This is a genomic window from Pseudogemmobacter sp. W21_MBD1_M6 (assembly GCF_052119585.1).
Lineage (GTDB): Bacteria > Pseudomonadota > Alphaproteobacteria > Rhodobacterales > Rhodobacteraceae > JBGQOJ01.
In genome coordinates this window covers 171162-186598 of the sequence record NZ_JBGQOJ010000003.1, presented here as the reverse complement: position 1 = coordinate 186598, position 15437 = coordinate 171162, and the positions used below count along the sequence as shown (strand labels likewise).

The window sequence follows — 15437 nt, the reverse complement described above, 5'->3', positions numbered from 1 at the left end:
GACGCGGTGGGGTTAACACAAGAGAGGGGATATGCATTCGTTCTCACGAATTTGTGTCGAAAACGGCGGGATGCGCCCCGGCGGTCAGGCCGGGGCGCGGTGGGGTTAGTCCATGGGTTTAAAGTTGAACTCGCCGCCCTGACGGATGCCCGAGGGCCAGCGCGCGGTGACCGTCTTTGTCCGTGTGTAGAACAGGAACGAGTGCGGGCCGTGCTGGTTCAGGTCACCGAAGCCGGATTTCTTCCAGCCGCCGAAGGTGTGGTAGGCCAAGGGCACGGGGATCGGCACGTTGATGCCGACCATGCCGATGTTGATCCGCGATGCAAAGTCACGGGCGGTGTCGCCGTCGCGGGTAAAGATCGCGGTGCCGTTGCCGTATTCGTGGTCCATCGCGTAGGCCAGCGCCTCTTCGTAGGTTTTGGCGCGGACGGTGGACAGGACCGGTCCGAATATCTCTTTTTTGTAGATGTCCATGTCGGTGGTGACGTGGTCAAAGAGGTGCGGTCCGACAAAGAAGCCGTCTTCGTAGCCTTGTAGTTTGAAGTCGCGGCCATCGACGACAAGCTTGGCGCCCTGGTCGATGCCGGACTGCACAAGGCCAAGGATGTTTTTCTTGGCGGCGGCGGTCACAACGGGGCCGTAGTCGACGTCGTCGCCCGCAGTGTATGGCCCGACCTTAAGCTTTTCGATGCGCGGGATCAGACGCTCTATCAGGGCATCCGCCGTTACGTCGCCCACGGGCACGGCGACAGAGATCGCCATGCAGCGTTCGCCCGCCGCGCCATAACCGGCACCGATCAGCGCGTCGGCGGCCTGATCCAGATCGGCGTCGGGCATGATGATCATGTGGTTCTTGGCGCCGCCAAAGCACTGGACGCGCTTGCCGGCCGCACAGCCGCGCGAGTAGATGTAATGCGCGATTGGGGTCGAGCCGACAAAGCCGATGGCCTGAACGGTTTCGTTGTCAAGGATCGCATCGACCGCTTCCTTGTCGCCATTGACGACCTGTAGCACGCCATCGGGCAGGCCGGCCTCGGACATCAGTTCGGCCAGCATCAACGGCACGGACGGATCACGCTCTGACGGTTTCAAGATGAAGGCGTTGCCGCAGGCAAGGGCGGGGCCGAATTTCCACATCGGGATCATCGCGGGAAAGTTGAAGGGCGTGATGCCTGCAACAACGCCCAGGGCCTGACGCATGGAATACATGTCGATGCCGGGGCCTGCGGCGTCGGTGAATTCTCCCTTCAGCAGGTGCGGCGCGCCGATGCAGAACTCGATCACCTCTAGGCCGCGCTGGATGTCGCCCTTGGCATCGGGGATGGTTTTTCCGTGCTCGCGCGACAGCGCCTCGGCCAGCTTATCCATGTCGCGGTTCAGAAGGCGGACGAATTCCATCATCACGCGGGCGCGGCGCTGCGGGTTGGTGGAACCCCATTTGACCTGCGCCTTTGCGGCCTCGGCCACGGCGTGATCCAGTTCGGATGCGGACGCCAGCGGCACGCGTCCTTGCACTTCGCCGGTTGCGGGGTTGAACACATCGGCAAAGCGGCCCGAGGTGCCTTTGACGTGCTTGCCGTTGATGTAATGGGTCAGTTCGGTGGTCATATCGCGTCCTCCATTGAATTTGCATTACCTTAGTCTTGCATTTCTGGGTGGAAAAGCGGCAGTTTACCAAAAGGGTTTTGCAAAAATACAGGTATGACATGGCGGATCATTGGGACGACCTGCGGATTTTCCTTGCCGTGGCGCGGGCGGAAAGCCTGTCGGGCGCGGGAAAGGCGCTGCGGCTGGACCCGGCCACGGTGGGGCGGCGGGTGCAGCGGCTGGAGGACCGGTTGCAGGCGGCATTGTTCCTGAAGTCGCCGCAGGGCTATGCGCTGACTGACGCCGGAGAGCGCCTGATGGAGCGGGGCACGCAGGCGGAGCAGGCAATGGCGGCGGCGATCGAGGAGGTGCGGGGGGCGGCGGACACGCTGACCGGATCAATCCGCATCGGTGCGCCAGACGGGGCGGCGAACTATCTTTTGCCGCAGGTCTGCGCCGAGATATGTGAGGGAAATCCGGGACTTGAGGTGCAGATCGTGGCGCTGCCGCGGGTGTTCAACCTGTCCAAGCGCGAGGCCGATATGGCGATTGCGGTATCGCAGCCGACGGCAGGGCGGCTGACAGTGCAAAAGCTGGCCGATTACCGGCTGCATCTGGCCGCATCCGAGGACTATCTGGCGCAACACCCGCCGATTGAAACGCTGGCGGACCTGAAGGGGCACAGGATCATCGGCTATATCCCCGATATGATTTTCGACAAAGAGCTGGATTATCTGGCCGAACTGGGGGTCGAGGGCGTGGCGCTGGCGTCGAATTCGGTGTCGGTGCAGTTCAACTGGGTGCGACAGGGCGCGGGGCTTGGCATTGTGCACGACTTTGCGATGCCCACCGCGCCGGGTCTACGCAAGGTGCTGGCCGGGACCGTGTCGCTGAGCCGCAGCTTTTACCTGATCCGGCATATCGACGACCGACGGGTCGAGCGGTTGAACCGCTTTGCCGATCTTCTGGCACAGGGGATGAAGCGCGAGGTGGCGCGGCTGGAACGCCATGCTTGACAGACACCGCCACTTGGGGCGACGCTGGCAGGATAAGTGTATGGCGTTAGGGAGGTTTTGCTATGCTGGTCCACCAGATCTTGAAATCCAAGGCCGACGAGGGCGTTATCACGATCAAACCTGGAACATCCGTGGCGGCCGCGGCTGAAATCCTGTCCAGCCGCCGGATCGGTGCGCTTATCGTCTCTGCCGATGGCAAAAAGCCCATCGGAATTCTGTCAGAACGCGACATCGTGCGGGAACTGGGCCGTCGCGGCGTGGGCTGCATGTCGGATACGGTCGACGATCTTATGACTGCAAAGCTGGTCAGTTGCACCGCCGACCAGTCGAATGACGTGGTGCTGGAACAGATGACAGCGGGCCGGTTCCGCCACATGCCGGTGATGGCGGGCGACGAGATGATCGGGCTGATTTCCATCGGCGACGTGGTCAAGGCGCGCCTGTCAGAGCTGTCGATGGAGAAAGAGGCGCTTGAAGGGATGATCATGGGCCACTAGGCCGCAAGGCTGCCTGCGGAAAATCGACTTGCAAACCGTTGCGCAATATTGTTGCGTGCTCTGGACATAACGGAGGCGCCCATGCGTGTCGGACTCTATCCCGGAACCTTTGATCCGGTCACTCTCGGCCATCTTGATATCATCAAGCGGGCGGCGGCGCTTGTTGACCGGCTGGTCATTGGCGTGGCGATCAACCGCGACAAGGGGCCGCTGTTCACGCTGGAAGAGCGTGTCGCGATGATCGAGGCGGAATGTGCAATACTGTCAAAAGCAACCGGAACCGAGATTGTGGCCCATCCGTTTGAGAACCTGCTGATTGACTGCGCCCATGATGTCAGAGCCGGAATCATCATTCGTGGCCTTCGGGCTGTGGCCGATTTCGAGTATGAATATCAGATGGTTGGCATGAACCGCGTGCTGGATTCATCGGTCGAGACCGTGTTCCTGATGGCCGAGGCGCGGCATCAGGCGATTGCCTCCAAGCTGGTGAAAGAGATTTCCCGGCTGGGGGGGGATGTATCGAAGTTCGTACCGCCCGCCGTGAACGAGGCGTTGATCAACAAACGGCGGGCATGAAAAAACCCGCGCCGGTTGGGCGCGGGTCCTTCGTTTTGCAGAAGCCTTTGATTACAGCAGCTTGCCCATCGCAACGGCGGTGTCAGCCATGCGGTTGGAAAAGCCCCATTCGTTATCATACCACGACAGGATGCGGCACATCGTGCCATCCATGACCTTTGTCTGGTCCATGTGGAAGATCGATGAATGGGGGTCATGGTTGAAGTCCGACGAGACGTTCTGGACCTCTGTATAGCCAAGAATGCCGCGCAGCTTGCCGTCGGCGGCGGCTTTGATCGCGGCGTTGATTTCGGCGACCGTCGTTTCGCGGCTAGCCTCGAAGGTCAGATCGACAACCGAGACATTGGGCGTCGGCACGCGGATCGCCACGCCGTCCAGCTTGCCGTTCAGTTCGGGCAGCACCAGACCAACGGCCTTGGCGGCCCCGGTCGAGGTCGGGATCATCGACAGGGCGGCGGCGCGGCCGCGGTAAAGGTCGCCGTGCATTGTGTCGAGCGTGGGCTGGTCGCCGGTATAGCTGTGGATTGTCGTCATGAACCCGCGCGTGATCCCGATGGTTTCATTCAGGACATAGGCCACGGGAGACAGGCAGTTCGTGGTGCAGCTGGCGTTTGATACGATCAGGTCTTCGGCGGTCAGTGTGTCGTGGTTTACGCCGTAAACGATTGTTTTATCAGCGCCTTTTGATGGGGCAGAGACCAGAACGCGGCTTGCGCCGTTTTCAAGGTGGATCTTTGCCTTGTCCTTGTCGGTAAAGATGCCTGTGCATTCCAGCACGATATCGACATCGGCCCATGGCAGGTCGGCGGGGTTGCGCAGGGCGGTGACGCGGATCGGGCCACGACCGACATCAATCGAGTCGGCGGTTGTGGTGACGGTTGCGGGAAAGCGGCCATGGACGCTGTCGAACCGCAGCAGGTGGGCATTGGTTTCAACCGGACCCAAATCGTTGATCGCGATGACCTCAATGTCGGTGCGGCCGCTTTCGATGATCGCCCGCAAGACGTTGCGGCCGATGCGACCGAAGCCGTTGATAGCTACTTTGACAGACATAGTGCGCCCCTTTTCCAAAAGCAAAGCGGGGCGATGATTTGGCGGCCCGCGCTGTTAACGCTAACATCGCGATTTTTGGAAAAAGGTCAACCGCCTCGACGCCGACTTAGCGCCAGAACGCCAGCCATTGGGTCAGGGCGACAAATTTGCGCGCCAGAAACAGCGTCATGCCCCAGTGGAACACCAGAAGATCGGCGGCGAAAACCACGGCAATCAAGAGGAAAAGAACAAGTGCGATACGGTCGGTCATATGTGGCGCAGGGGCGTGGCCCCGATCTCCTTAATGCAGGAGGCGCCCCATTGCGGCGGCCACATCAGCCATCCGGCAGGAGAATCCCCACTCGTTATCATACCATGCCAGCACGCGAACGGTGCGGCCACCCACAACTTTGGTCTGGTCGGGGGCAAAGATAGATGACTGCGGAGTGTGGTTGAAGTCAATCGAGACCTTGGCTTCGGGGTCGTAGGACAGGACCGCGCCCATATAGCCGTTGGCTGCGGCCTGCATGATCGCGTTGACCTCTTCCACGGATGTGTCGCGGCTGGCCTCGAATGTCAGGTCAACGGCGCTGACGTTGGGGGTGGGCACGCGCATTGCGGTGCCGTCAAGTTTGCCCGCCAGTTCCGGCAGGACCTCTCCCAGTGCTTTTGCGGCGCCTGTCGATGTGGGGATCATCGCCATTGCTGCCGCGCGGGCGCGATAGAGGTCGGGATGGCGACGGTCCAGCGTGGGTTGGTCGCCGGTGTAGCTGTGGATCGTTGTCATGATGCCGCGCTCGATGCCGATGGCGTCGTTCAGCACCTTGGCCAGTGGCGCAAGGCAGTTGGTGGTGCAGGACCCGTTCGACACCATGCGATCGGTCGAGACCAGTTGCCGGTGATTGACGCCGTAGACGACCGTGCGATCCACATTGGTCGCGGGGGCAGAGATCAGGACTTTTTTCGCGCCGCGTTCAAGATGGATGGCGGATTTCAGGCCGTCGTTGAATTGGCCGGTGCATTCCAGCACCACATCGACGCCGGACCAGTCCAGTTCTGCGGGGTTGTAGGTGGACATCACCTCCATCGGGCCGCGGCCCAGATCAAGGGTGTTGCCCTTGACCCGCACCTCGCCGCCGAAGCGGCCATGCACGCTGTCGTATTTCAGCAGATGCGCGTTGGTTTCGATCGGGCCTGTGGCGTTGATCTTGACCACCTGAACATCGTTGCGACCGCTTTCGGCGATATGGGCAAGGGTGCAGCGTCCGATGCGGCCAAAGCCATTGATCCCTACGGTGACGGTCATGATGCGGTTCCTTCCGGTGATCTGGCGCGATCTGGTTGCCTTGGCGTCTCTTAGCAATCCTGACTGCGGGCACCAAGGAAAAATCGAATATCTATCAACATGTTAGCGCAAAACCGGACCGTTAGCGCCAACATTTGGCGGGGGATTGTGTGCGGTGGTATACGAAATGCGCCTCATCATGGCGCGGGCGGCGTCTGTGGCTCTGAAAATGCCTTTGGGACAGAATCACCGCGATGGTGGCAGGGTCTTGTATCATCCGCGCCCGGCGTTAGGGTGCGTCCGACATAACAAGAGGGTTGCTGGTATGAGCGGTTTGTTGGCGCTGTTGGATGATGTGGCTGCAATTGCAAAAATTGCGGCAAGTTCGGTCGATGATGTGATCGGGCAGGCGGCCAAGGCTGGCGCGAAGGCGGCGGGGGCGGTGATCGACGATGCCGCCGTGTCACCGAAATATGTGCATGGCTTTTCGGCAGAGCGGGAACTGCCGATTGTCGGGCGCATTGCGCTGGGGTCGATCAAGAACAAGTTGATCTTTTTGTTGCCCGCCGGTTTGCTGTTGTCCAACCTTGCGCCCGGCCTGATTGCGCCGCTGTTGATGCTGGGCGGTGGCTATCTTTGCTATGAAGGTGCGGAAAAGGTCGCGCACAAGCTGTTTCCGGATGCCCACCATCCCGATACCGTCGGTCTGGGGCCGGACGACCCCGCGCATCTGGAAGAAGAAAAGATCGCAGGGGCGATCAAGACCGACTTTATCCTGTCGGCAGAGATCATGACCATCGCGCTTGCCGCGATTCCCGCCAGTTCACTGGTGCAGGAAGCGGTGACGCTGGCAATTGTTGCGATCGGGATCACGATCGCGGTCTACGGCAGTGTCGCCTTGATCGTGAAGGCGGATGATCTGGGCCTGTTGATGAGCGTCTCGGGCCGGCTGCGTGCCACACGCGCTGCGGGGCGCGGGATTGTGCGTGGCATGCCTGGGTTTCTGATCGGGCTGACATGGGTGGGAACCGCCGCGATGCTGTGGGTTGGCGGGTCTATCGTGGTGCACGGGATGGAAGAACTGGGCGCGGGCTGGCTGGGTCACCACATCCATGACTGGGCGGTTGCGGTCGGTCATCTTGTGCCGCAGGCCGGGGCTGCGGTGGAGTGGACCGCCAAGGCGGCGATGGACGGGGTGTTCGGGCTGGCGCTGGGGCTGGCGCTGATCCCTGTTGCGGCATGGGCGATTGTGCCGGCGTGGTCGGCGGTGTCGGGTCTGTTCGCGCGGGCCAGAGGATAACGCTGCCGCCTTGGCCTGCGGTGTCACAAAGGCATCGCGGCCTCGGGCGGTAGGGGCGCAGGCGGCGCGGGGATAGCCGGCGCGGTCATCGGCCATGTCCCTTCGGAGGGCAACCAGTCGCCCGGATTGGCCCAGACCTGCGCCCCGCGCACAAAGACCTCGCGGCACGAGTCGATTGTTTCGGGATCGCAGGTATCGCTGCGCCCCATCATGACCACAACGGGATTAAAAATGCTTTCCTTCAGGCGCGACCCGGCAGACACGCTGCCGCCCGCCAGCACCGCCGCCGCACCCAAAGCGCCGATGGCCATCATGATCAACTGCCCGCTGCCCTTACCGTCAAGCGGGGATTTCATGCGGATTGAGACCATCACGATAATGAAAATCGGGCGGGCGATCATGCCAAGGAACACGACCAGCATGATCGAGGCGCCAGCCTGTCCGTGAAACGGGTGTGCAACCTGACGGATCATGTCATAGGGATCAAAATTCACGAAAGGTGAAAAAGCCAAGGAAATCATCATTATTGTAAACAACGCGATCTTTAATAGAATTCAATTAATTCAATTAATTCAATTAATTCAATTACGTTAGATGATTTTCACAGGCAATACAACCAAAAGCAGAACGCATCTGCGAAAGGGTTTGGTCCCTGTTTGTATCCCCGGCACCGCGCCGCGATCTGCGTCAGGCATGAAAAAGGCGGCCCGCAACGGGGCCGCCTTTGTGGTTCATCTCAAAGGTTGCCTTAGCCGATCAGGGATTTGACCTTTTCGGCCACATCCTTTGCGGTGATGCCGAACTTTTCATACAGCACCTCGGCAGGGGCTGACGCGCCGAATCCGGTCATGCCTACAAAACCCGCCTTGCCGTTCTTGCCACGCTCGCCGGTCAACCAGCGATCCCAGCCGAACTGGATGCCGGCCTCGACGGCGACCCGCACCGGGCCACCGGGCAGAACGCGGCGACGGTAGGCTTCGTCCTGCTCCGAGAACAGCTCCCAGCAGGGCATGGACACGACGCGCGTGCCGATGCCTTCGGCCTGAAGCAGGTCACGGGCGGCAAGGGCGATTTCAACCTCGGATCCGGTGGCCATGATGATCGCCTCGCGCTTGCCTTCGGCGTCGGCCAGAACATAGGCACCTTGCGACACAAGGTTCCGGTTCTTGTGGTCTTTGCGGACCGTCGGCAGGTTCTGACGCGACAGGGCCAGAACCGAAGGCGTGGTTTTGCTGGTCAGGGCGATTTCCCAGGCTTCGGCGGTTTCGACCGTATCGGCGGGGCGGAACACATAGGTGTTGGGGGTGGCGCGCAGCATTGCCAGATGCTCGACCGGCTGGTGGGTCGGGCCATCTTCGCCAAGGCCGATGCTGTCATGGGTCATGACATAAACGGTCGGGATCTGCATCAGGGCCGACAGGCGCATCGCGCCGCGGGCATAGTCGGTAAAGCACATGAACGTGCCGCCATAGGGCCGCATGCCGCCGTGCAGCACCATGCCGTTCATCGCCGCCGCCATGCCATGTTCGCGGATGCCGAAGTAGATGTAGCGACCCTTGCGGTTGTCGGGGCCGAAAACGCCCAGATCCTTGGTCTTGGTGTTGTTAGAGCCGGTCAGGTCGGCAGAACCGCCGACGGTTTCGGACATCAGGGGGTTCACGACCTCCAGCACCATTTCGGACGATTTGCGGGTCGCGACCGAAGGGGCGGATTCCGAGATCTGGCGCTTGAGCGCCTTGATCGTTGCGCCAAGGCGTTTGGGTGCATCAAGCGCATAGGCACGGTTGAACTCGGCCTGTTTGCTTTCGGATTGGGCGGCAAAGCGGGCCTCCCATTCGAGGCGGCCTTTGGCGCCGCGGCTGCCGATGGCCTCCCACTGGGATTTCACGTCGGCGGGGATTTCGAAGGGCCCCCATGTCCAGCCATAGGCGGCGCGGGTGTCGGCGATCAGTTTCGCGTCGGTCAGGGCGCCGTGCCCCTTGGACGTGTCCTGCGCCGAAGAGCCAAGCGCGATATGGGTCTTGCAGGCAATCATCGTCGGCTTTGTGGATGTCTTGGCGGCGGTCAGGGCGCGGTCAATATCGACCGGATCATGGCCGTCGCAGGACAGAACGGTCCAGCCGGATGCCGCAAAGCGCGCCTTCTGATCGGTGACGTCGGAAATCGACACGGCGCCGTCGATGGTGATGCCGTTGTCGTCCCACAGCACGATCAGCTTGGACAATTCCTGCTTGCCGGCAAGGCCGATTGCCTCCTGACTGACGCCCTCCATCAGGCAGCCGTCGCCCGCGATCACATAGGTGTGGTGATCGACGATCTTCTTGCCGTAATGTGCGCGCTGGATTTCCTCGGCGATGGCAAAGCCCACGGAATTGGCAAGGCCCTGACCAAGCGGTCCGGTCGTCGTTTCGATGCCCGCGGCATGGCCGAATTCGGGGTGACCGGCCGTTTTGGCGCCCCACTGGCGGAAGTTCTTGATCTGGCCAAGGGTGATATCGGCATAGCCGGTCAGATGCAGCAGCGAATAGATCAGCATGGAGCCGTGACCCGCAGACAGGATGAACCTGTCACGATCGGGCCAGTTCGGGGCGGCGGCGTCGAATTTCAGGTGCTTCTCGAACAGCACGGTGGCGACATCGGCCATGCCCATCGGCATGCCGGAATGGCCGGAATTCGCGGCGGCAACGGCATCCAGCGTCAAGACGCGGATGGCGGCGGCTTTTTTCCAATGATCGGGGTGGTCTTTCTGCAACGACTGGATATCCACGGGCATGTGTCCTTTGGGTCGGGAATTAGGCTTGCGGCGGTGATACCAGCCTGACAGGAGAGTTCAAGCGCCGCGCATAACCCATTGGGCGGAAAGGGGGCGCAATTGGCTTTGGCTTTAGGTAAACTTTGGGTCGAGAGTGCCGTTTGCGATTCGCGCCCCGACCCACAGAGGCCGCACGCATACGGCGAAACGAGCAGGGACACACAGATATGAGCGAGATTGCAGATCTGGAACGTCGCATCACCGACGCTTTGGCGCGGATCGGGCGAGCGATGGAAACGGCCGCTGATGCGCCAGAATCCGCCGCACCCGTGGCCGACGACAGCAGCGCGGCGATGGCCGCCTTGCAAGAGGCGCTTGCGGCGGAAAAAGAGGCGAATGCGCAGCTGACCGAGCGGGTCAAGGCGATCAAGGAAAAGCAGGATACGTTGATGCAGCAAAACGAAAAGCTGATCGAGCGTCAACGCGCCCAGCTTGCCACCTTTGAGGCGGATGTCGCGCGCCTGTCGCGGGTCAATGACCAGCTGCGCCACAACAACGAGGCGCTGCGCACCGCGAATGCGGAAGGGCTGGCCGATCCGCATCTGATCAACAAGGCGATGCTGACGGAACTGGAGGCGCTGCGCGCCGTGCGCACCGCAGACCGTGACGAGATCGACGCGATCCTGTCGGAACTGAAACCGCTGGTCGGAGAGGGCGCGTAATGGCTGACGTCGATATTCACATCGGGGGGCGGACGTTTTCGGTCGCCTGTCAGGATGGCGAAGAGCATTTCCTGCATTCCGCAGCCAAGCTTCTGGATGTAGAGGCGGATGTCCTGCTGAAACAGGTCGGCCGCATCCCCGAAGCGCGGATGTTGTTGATGTCGGGGCTGATGCTGGCGGATAAGACCGCCGGACTGGAAGAGCAGTTGCGCCAGTTCGAGGCAAAACTGACAGCGCAGGCACAGTTGATCGAAGAGCTTCGGAACCGTCCCGCCCCCGCGCCGGAACGGATCGAAGTAGCGGTGATCCCTGATGTCGTCACCGACACGATGGCGGAAATCGCGGCCCGTGCCGAGGCTTTGGCCGAAGCGATGGAAGACCGGTTGAAGGCAGGTTGATCCCTGCCCGTGTTTTTTGAGTATTTTTGCCGAGAAGAATGACAAGAGAAGGGCCCCTGTCCGGATGCGGAAGGGGCCCTTTCTTTCTTTGTTCTTGAAATATCCCCGCCGGAGGCGGAGCCACGTTCAAGCGTTTGCTTCGCGGATCTTGTCGGCGGCGACCTTGTCGTAGGCGACGCCTTGCTGTTCGAACAGCGCGTCCAGTTCGCCCGACAGGGTCATTTCGGTGATGATGTCACAGCCGCCGATGAATTCCCCTTTGACGTAAAGCTGGGGGATCGTCGGCCAGTCCGAGAAATCCTTGATGCCCTGACGGATGTCGGCATCGGCCAGAACGTTCACATCGGCGAATTCCACGCCCATATAGTTCAGAACACCGGCGACCTTGGACGAGAAGCCGCACTGCGGCATTGTCTTGGTGCCCTTCATGAACAGAACGACGTCGTTATTGGTGACGGTTGCCTTGATCGTATCGGTTGCGTCGGTCATGGTTTACTCCGGTGCTTTGGTTGTCAGGGCCAGGGCATGGAGTTCGCCATTGGCGCCATCCATTTTCCCCTTGAGCGCGGCATAGACCGCACGTTGTTGCTGGACGCGGTTCATGCCTTTGAACGAGGCGTCGATCACCTCTGCCGCGTAGTGGTTTCCGTCGCCTGCCAGATCGGTGATCGCGATCTTCGCGTCAGGAAAACTTTCGCGGATCAGGGCCTCTATGTCGTGGGCTTCAATCGCCATGGGTGCATATGTCCTTTGGTACTGTCACAGAAATGTAGGGCGGCGCGGGCCGTCCTGCAAGGTCAGGCGACGGTTGCGGCGAAAGAGCTGCGGAAGATCTGCGACAGCTCTGCCATAGGCGCCTCGGAGGTGCCCAGCTTGACCGTATGGCCAGTGAACCGGCCGACGGTCGATGCGGGCACGCCAGCGGCGCTTGCGGCGACCATCAGCGCCTCGGCCTGATCGAAAGTGCAGGCGACCAGATAGCGGGCCTGATCCTCGCCGAAATACTGCGCGGTGGTGGCGGGTTCCATGTGGAGGCCGATGCCCGCGGCCTCGGCCATCTCGAAGGCGGCCAGTGCGAGGCCGCCATCCGACAGGTCGGTGCAGGCGGAAAAAAGCGTGCGATTGGCGAGGATGAAGTCGCCATGCTTGCGTTCGGCGTCCAGATCGACATGCGGTGCGTCGCCGTCTTCGCGGTTGAACACCTCTGCCAGAAGGGCGGACTGGCCAAGGTGGCCCAGTGTCTCGCCGATCATGATCGCCAGATCGCCGTTTTTCGGCAGGCCAGAGATCAGGTCGGTGTCGATGTTGTCCAATAGGCCGATTGCGCCGATGGTGGGGGTGGGCAGGATGCCGGTACCGTCGGTTTCATTGTAAAGCGACACGTTGCCCGACACGATGGGCATGTCGAGCGCGGTGACCGCCTGACCTATGCCTTTGATCGCGCCGACGAACTGACCCATGATGACCGGCTTTTCGGGGTTGCCGAAGTTCAGGTTGTCGGTCGTGGCAAGCGGGCGCGCGCCGACGGCGATCAGGTTGCGATATGCCTCCGCCACGGCCTGTTTGCCGCCCTCGAAGGGGTTTGCCTTGACGTAGCGCGGGGTCACGTCGCTGGTAAAGGCGACGGCCTTTGGGGTGCCGTGGATGCGCACGATGCCCGCGCCGACGCCGGGCGCGCGCACGGTGTCGGCCATTACCATGTGGTCATACTGTTCGAACACCCAGTTCTTGGCGGCGTAGTTGGGCGAGGAAATCAGCGCGCGCAAACCATCAACCGCGTCGATTTCCGGCACCGGGGCCAGATCGCCTGCGGGCGGTGTTTCGACCCATGGGCGGTCATATTCAGGGGCGGTGCCCGACAGCGCCTTCAGCGGCAGGTCGGCCTTTACCTGATTGCCGTGCATGATGATAAAGCGGTCTTCGGCGATGGTTTCGCCGACGATGGCAAAGTCGAGATCCCATTTGTCGAACACGGCTTTTGCCTCTGCCTCCAGGGCGGGGTTGAGGACCATGAGCATCCGCTCCTGGCTTTCGGACAGCATCATCTCGTAGGCGGTCATGTGAGTTTCGCGCACGGGCACATCGTCAAGGTTCAGACGCACGCCCAGATTGCCCTTGTCGCCCATTTCCACCGCAGAGCAAGTCAGACCGGCGGCGCCCATGTCCTGAATCGAGATCACGGCGCCGGTTTTCATCAGTTCCAGCGTCGCCTCCATCAGGCGCTTTTCGGTGAAGGGGTCACCGACCTGCACTGTGGGCCGCTTTTCCTCGATGGTATCGTCGAATTCGGCAGAGGCCATCGTGGCGCCGCCAACCCCGTCACGGCCGGTTTTGGCCCCGAGATAGACAACGGGCATACCGACGCCCGAGGCCGCCGAATAGAAGATTTTGTCGGCATCGGCCAGACCGGCGGCAAAGGCGTTGACCAGACAGTTGCCGTTATAGGCCGCATGAAAGCGGACTTCGCCGCCGACATTGGGCACGCCAAAGCAGTTGCCATAGCCGCCGACGCCCGCGACGACCCCGTTGACCAGCTGGCGGGTCTTGGGGTGTGAGGGTTCGCCGAACGACAAAGAGTTCATCGCGGCGATGGGGCGCGCGCCCATGGTGAAGACATCGCGCAGGATGCCGCCGACGCCTGTTGCCGCGCCCTGATAGGGTTCGATGTAGGAGGGGTGGTTGTGCGATTCCATCTTGAATACGATAGCCTGACCGTCGCCGATATCGACGACGCCCGCGTTTTCGCCGGGGCCGCAGATGACCTGTGGGCCGGTGGTGGGCAGGGTGCGCAACCATTTCTTCGACGACTTGTAGGAACAATGCTCGTTCCACATGGCAGAGAAGATGCCAAGTTCCGTAAAGGTCGGCTCACGACCGATGATCTCGAGGATCCGCGCGTATTCATCCGGCTTCAGGCCGTGCGCTGCGATAAGGTCTTCGGTGATTGCTAGTTCTTGCATGTGAGAGCATCCCTTTACATCTTGGCGCATCTCATAAGCCAAGGGCCGGTTCGGGGGAAGACCCAATGCCATATCATCATCATTGCAAAAAGGCGTTGGACAAAAAAAGAGGCCGAGACAAAGCTCGGCCTAAAGTCCAACAGGGAGGTATGAAAGGAGGCGCATCTGCGTCTCACCTTCGCCATTTGAACTAGGCTGTGTTCCCCGTTCGATCAAGGCGCAATTCGCCGCAAGCGCAGCATAGCCGCTATGCAATTCATGCATAGCTGCGCCGCGTCACCCGTTTGCTTGTTCGTTGGCCTGATCGTCACGCAACTTTTTACGTCGTGCAATTATTTCTTCGGTTACGAAGTCGCGAAACGCTGCAATGCGCTTTGATTGGCGCAATTCCTCGGGATATGCCAGAAAAACAGGCACTTCGTTACTTTCTGTATCTGGCAAAAGCCGGACCAGTTGCGGGAAATCCTCTGTTACGTAGTCGGGCAGGACACCGATTCCGAGATGACTGAGAACAGCCTGCAACACGCCGAAGTAGTTGTTCACCGTCAGGGTGGACCGGACATCATAGGATAGGATCTGTTGCACAAGGGACGCACCCGCAGCGACCTGCGCGCTGCCGATGTTCTGGCAAATCAGGCGGTGGGTCGAGATATCGCTCATGGTCTGGATGGTGCCGTTTGCCTCCAGATATTCGGGCGTGGCGTAGAGGCGCATCTGGATATTCATCAGTTTGCGGCGGATCAGGTCGGCCTGCGATGGTTCTTTCATGCGAATGGCGACGTCGGCCTCGCGCATGGGCAGGTCAAGAACCCGCTCTTCCAGCATCAGGTCGATCTTGAGGTCGGGGTATTTCGCATAAAGCGCGGGCAGTCGGGGCACCAGCCACAGGGTGCCGAAAGCGGTGGTGGTGGTGACGCGCAATTCGCCGAACACCTCCTCCTCGCTGTCGCGGATGCGGGCGGCGGCGGTATCAAGGCGTCTGACCATGGCATTGGTCGCATCAAACAGCAATTCGCCCTGTTCGGTCAGAATCAATCCGCGGGCATGGCGGTGGAACAGCGTTGTGTTCAGTGATTCTTCCAGCGCCCTGATCTGTCGGCTGACCGCAGATTGGGACAGGTGCAGGGTGTCACCGGCCGCCGTCAGGCTGCCCGCGTCCGCGACCGCATGAAATATTCTTAGCTTATCCCAGTCCATATTGTCCCATATCACATAAAATCGCTACGCTAACATGACGTTTTCTTATCGGATCGCGGTGTGCAAAGGCAAACGGACTTTGTCCCGCAGAATTGATTTGTAGGTCAGTTGTTTT

Annotated in this window: 16 protein-coding genes; 6 read left to right on the top strand and 10 right to left on the bottom strand. The window is 60.8% G+C overall.

The window, feature by feature from the left end:
- Positions 1 to 105 precede the first annotated feature (105 nt).
- The gene (locus tag ACEN2R_RS06405) at positions 106 to 1608 is read right to left on the bottom strand and encodes a CoA-acylating methylmalonate-semialdehyde dehydrogenase (RefSeq protein ID WP_442040377.1); all 1503 of its coding nucleotides are present in this window, start codon (positions 1606 to 1608) and stop codon (positions 106 to 108) included.
- Between the two features lie 98 nt (positions 1609 to 1706).
- On the opposite strand from ACEN2R_RS06405, the gene ACEN2R_RS06400 reads away from it, so the two are divergent.
- From ACEN2R_RS06400 to coaD, 3 genes are all read left to right on the top strand, one after another.
- Complete coding sequence (locus tag ACEN2R_RS06400) at positions 1707 to 2603, top strand: LysR family transcriptional regulator (RefSeq protein WP_442040375.1); 897 nt, start codon at positions 1707 to 1709, stop codon at positions 2601 to 2603.
- Positions 2604 to 2665: 62 nt separating this feature from the next.
- On the top strand, positions 2666 to 3100 hold the full coding sequence (locus ACEN2R_RS06395; RefSeq protein ID WP_442040373.1) for a CBS domain-containing protein: 435 nt from the start codon (positions 2666 to 2668) through the stop codon (positions 3098 to 3100).
- Between the two features lie 81 nt (positions 3101 to 3181).
- Positions 3182 to 3676, top strand: coding sequence for a pantetheine-phosphate adenylyltransferase (gene coaD, locus ACEN2R_RS06390; RefSeq protein WP_442040371.1), 495 nt, complete (start codon positions 3182 to 3184; stop codon positions 3674 to 3676).
- A 51-nt stretch (positions 3677 to 3727) separates the two neighbouring features.
- Here coaD and gap (ACEN2R_RS06385) read toward each other — a convergent pair whose 3' ends face one another.
- From gap (ACEN2R_RS06385) to gap (ACEN2R_RS06375), 3 genes are all read right to left on the bottom strand, one after another.
- Complete coding sequence (gap, locus tag ACEN2R_RS06385) at positions 3728 to 4729, bottom strand: type I glyceraldehyde-3-phosphate dehydrogenase (RefSeq protein WP_442040369.1); 1002 nt, start codon at positions 4727 to 4729, stop codon at positions 3728 to 3730.
- Between the two features lie 106 nt (positions 4730 to 4835).
- Positions 4836 to 4979 carry a hypothetical protein gene (locus ACEN2R_RS06380; protein WP_442040367.1) on the bottom strand — a complete coding sequence of 48 codons (144 nt, stop codon included), beginning with the start codon at positions 4977 to 4979 and terminating at the stop codon, positions 4836 to 4838.
- A gap of 30 nt (positions 4980 to 5009) precedes the next feature.
- Positions 5010 to 6014 (bottom strand): type I glyceraldehyde-3-phosphate dehydrogenase, encoded by a 1005-nt coding sequence (gene gap / locus ACEN2R_RS06375; protein ID WP_442040365.1) that lies wholly within the window; start codon positions 6012 to 6014, stop codon positions 5010 to 5012.
- 304 nt (positions 6015 to 6318) lie between these two features.
- On the opposite strand from gap (ACEN2R_RS06375), the gene ACEN2R_RS06370 reads away from it, so the two are divergent.
- The gene (locus tag ACEN2R_RS06370; RefSeq protein WP_442040363.1) at positions 6319 to 7293 is read left to right on the top strand and encodes a DUF808 domain-containing protein; all 975 of its coding nucleotides are present in this window, start codon (positions 6319 to 6321) and stop codon (positions 7291 to 7293) included.
- Between the two features lie 23 nt (positions 7294 to 7316).
- Here ACEN2R_RS06370 and ACEN2R_RS06365 read toward each other — a convergent pair whose 3' ends face one another.
- On the bottom strand, positions 7317 to 7805 hold the full coding sequence (locus tag ACEN2R_RS06365) for a hypothetical protein (protein ID WP_442040361.1): 489 nt from the start codon (positions 7803 to 7805) through the stop codon (positions 7317 to 7319).
- Positions 7806 to 8041: 236 nt separating this feature from the next.
- Positions 8042 to 10066 (bottom strand): transketolase, encoded by a 2025-nt coding sequence (tkt, locus tag ACEN2R_RS06360; protein ID WP_442040359.1) that lies wholly within the window; start codon positions 10064 to 10066, stop codon positions 8042 to 8044.
- A 206-nt stretch (positions 10067 to 10272) separates the two neighbouring features.
- Here tkt and ACEN2R_RS06355 point away from each other — a divergent pair, with 206 nt between their 5' ends.
- Together ACEN2R_RS06355 and ACEN2R_RS06350 are read left to right on the top strand one after the other, a co-directional pair.
- Entirely contained in the window at positions 10273 to 10767 is a 495-nt protein-coding gene (locus ACEN2R_RS06355; protein WP_442040357.1) for a hypothetical protein, read from the top strand.
- A complete protein-coding gene (locus ACEN2R_RS06350) occupies positions 10767 to 11165 on the top strand; it encodes a cell division protein ZapA (protein ID WP_442040355.1) in 399 nt (132 codons plus the stop codon). The genes ACEN2R_RS06355 and ACEN2R_RS06350 overlap by 1 nt, the downstream gene beginning before the upstream one ends.
- A 126-nt stretch (positions 11166 to 11291) precedes the next feature.
- Here ACEN2R_RS06350 and grxD read toward each other — a convergent pair whose 3' ends face one another.
- From grxD to ACEN2R_RS06330, 4 genes are all read right to left on the bottom strand, one after another.
- Positions 11292 to 11654, bottom strand: a complete 363-nt coding sequence (grxD, locus tag ACEN2R_RS06345; protein ID WP_442040353.1) for a Grx4 family monothiol glutaredoxin — start codon at positions 11652 to 11654, stop codon at positions 11292 to 11294.
- A gap of 3 nt (positions 11655 to 11657) precedes the next feature.
- Positions 11658 to 11900: a BolA/IbaG family iron-sulfur metabolism protein gene (locus ACEN2R_RS06340; protein WP_442040351.1), complete on the bottom strand. Its 243-nt coding sequence runs from the start codon at positions 11898 to 11900 to the stop codon at positions 11658 to 11660.
- A 62-nt stretch (positions 11901 to 11962) separates the two neighbouring features.
- Positions 11963 to 14125, bottom strand: coding sequence for a phosphoribosylformylglycinamidine synthase subunit PurL (purL, locus tag ACEN2R_RS06335; protein WP_442040349.1), 2163 nt, complete (start codon positions 14123 to 14125; stop codon positions 11963 to 11965).
- A 276-nt stretch (positions 14126 to 14401) separates the two neighbouring features.
- Positions 14402 to 15322: a LysR family transcriptional regulator gene (locus tag ACEN2R_RS06330; protein ID WP_442040347.1), complete on the bottom strand. Its 921-nt coding sequence runs from the start codon at positions 15320 to 15322 to the stop codon at positions 14402 to 14404.
- Positions 15323 to 15437: the final 115 nt, after the last annotated feature.

What these genes read in the sequence shown, in the direction of transcription:
- ACEN2R_RS06395 (WP_442040373.1), top strand. Translation starts at nt 2,666, where the DNA reads ATGCTGGTCCACCAGATCTTGAAATCCAAGGCCGACGAGGGCGTTATC.
- purL (WP_442040349.1), bottom strand. Translation starts at nt 14,125, where the DNA reads ATGCAAGAACTAGCAATCACCGAAGACCTTATCGCAGCGCACGGCCTG.
- ACEN2R_RS06350 (WP_442040355.1), top strand. Translation starts at nt 10,767, where the DNA reads ATGGCTGACGTCGATATTCACATCGGGGGGCGGACGTTTTCGGTCGCC.
- ACEN2R_RS06355 (WP_442040357.1), top strand. Translation starts at nt 10,273, where the DNA reads ATGAGCGAGATTGCAGATCTGGAACGTCGCATCACCGACGCTTTGGCG.
- ACEN2R_RS06340 (WP_442040351.1), bottom strand. Translation starts at nt 11,900, where the DNA reads ATGGCGATTGAAGCCCACGACATAGAGGCCCTGATCCGCGAAAGTTTT.
- ACEN2R_RS06370 (WP_442040363.1), top strand. Translation starts at nt 6,319, where the DNA reads ATGAGCGGTTTGTTGGCGCTGTTGGATGATGTGGCTGCAATTGCAAAA.
- tkt (WP_442040359.1), bottom strand. Translation starts at nt 10,066, where the DNA reads ATGCCCGTGGATATCCAGTCGTTGCAGAAAGACCACCCCGATCATTGG.
- ACEN2R_RS06330 (WP_442040347.1), bottom strand. Translation starts at nt 15,322, where the DNA reads ATGGACTGGGATAAGCTAAGAATATTTCATGCGGTCGCGGACGCGGGC.
- gap (WP_442040369.1), bottom strand. Translation starts at nt 4,729, where the DNA reads ATGTCTGTCAAAGTAGCTATCAACGGCTTCGGTCGCATCGGCCGCAAC.
- ACEN2R_RS06380 (WP_442040367.1), bottom strand. Translation starts at nt 4,979, where the DNA reads ATGACCGACCGTATCGCACTTGTTCTTTTCCTCTTGATTGCCGTGGTT.
- coaD (WP_442040371.1), top strand. Translation starts at nt 3,182, where the DNA reads ATGCGTGTCGGACTCTATCCCGGAACCTTTGATCCGGTCACTCTCGGC.
- gap (WP_442040365.1), bottom strand. Translation starts at nt 6,014, where the DNA reads ATGACCGTCACCGTAGGGATCAATGGCTTTGGCCGCATCGGACGCTGC.
- ACEN2R_RS06400 (WP_442040375.1), top strand. Translation starts at nt 1,707, where the DNA reads ATGGCGGATCATTGGGACGACCTGCGGATTTTCCTTGCCGTGGCGCGG.
- grxD (WP_442040353.1), bottom strand. Translation starts at nt 11,654, where the DNA reads ATGACCGACGCAACCGATACGATCAAGGCAACCGTCACCAATAACGAC.
- ACEN2R_RS06405 (WP_442040377.1), bottom strand. Translation starts at nt 1,608, where the DNA reads ATGACCACCGAACTGACCCATTACATCAACGGCAAGCACGTCAAAGGC.